Origin of the sequence: Teichococcus deserti, assembly GCF_001982615.1 — a bacterium.
In the GTDB taxonomy this organism is placed as follows: Bacteria; Pseudomonadota; Alphaproteobacteria; order Acetobacterales; family Acetobacteraceae; genus Pseudoroseomonas; species Pseudoroseomonas deserti.
The window spans coordinates 1-840 of sequence record NZ_MLCO01000552.1 but is presented as its reverse complement, the minus strand read 5'-3'; the positions used below and the strand labels follow the sequence as shown (position 1 = coordinate 840).

The 840-nt window shown below is 68.6% G+C and carries 1 protein-coding gene; it reads left to right on the top strand.

Annotated features, from left to right (window positions below):
* On the top strand, positions 1-714 hold a 714-nt coding region (locus BKE38_RS29995; protein WP_207553743.1), incomplete at its 5' end, for a translocation/assembly module TamB domain-containing protein.
* Positions 715-840: the final 126 nt, after the last annotated feature.

Here is an 840-nt window from a genome sequence, read left to right as displayed (position 1 = left end):
CCCCCGATCGCGCTGAATGTCACCGTCGAGGCGCCGCAATCCATCCTGGTGCGCGGCCGCGGCCTGGATGCCGAGCTCGGCGGCACCCTGCGCGTCGGCGGCACCGCGGCCGATCCGCAGCCCCAGGGCGGCTTCAACCTGCGCCGCGGCACCTTCCAGCTGCTCGACCGCCGGCTGACCTTCAGCAAGGGCGACCTGAACTTCGACGGCAGCCTGATGCCCAGCCTGGACTTCGCCGCCAGCACCACCACCCAGGGCGTCACCATCACCGTCACCATCACCGGCGAGCCGGCCAAGCCGACCATCGCCTTCACCTCCGAGCCCGAGCTGCCGCAGGACGAAGTGCTGGCCCGGCTGCTGTTCAACCGCTCGGTCGACAAGCTGTCACCGCTGGAAATCGCCCAGCTGGCCGGCGGCGTCGCCAACCTGGCCGGCATGGCGCCGGGCGGGTCGCGCGGCTTCCTCGGGCGCATCGCCGACCGGCTGGGGCTGGATCGGCTGGGGGTCGGCAACAGCCAGGGGGGGCTGGAAAATCCCTCCGTCCAGGCCGGCGGCTATGTCGGCCAGGGCGTCTATGTCGGCGTCGAGCAGGGCACCGATGGTGGGCCCCGCGCCAGCGTTCAGGTGGAGATCACCCCAAGGCTCAAGCTCGAAAGCTCGACGGGGGGGGAGTCGGGGGAAAGGGTCGGGCTGTCCTACGAATTCGAGTACTGACGGGCAGCAAGCCTGTCACTTATCCACATCTGACGCTGCCGACGATCTTACGCGCGTAGCTCTCGGTGGTCGCACGTGCAGTCACACCACAACAACCCAATAAACATCACTTCGACCGACCAAACA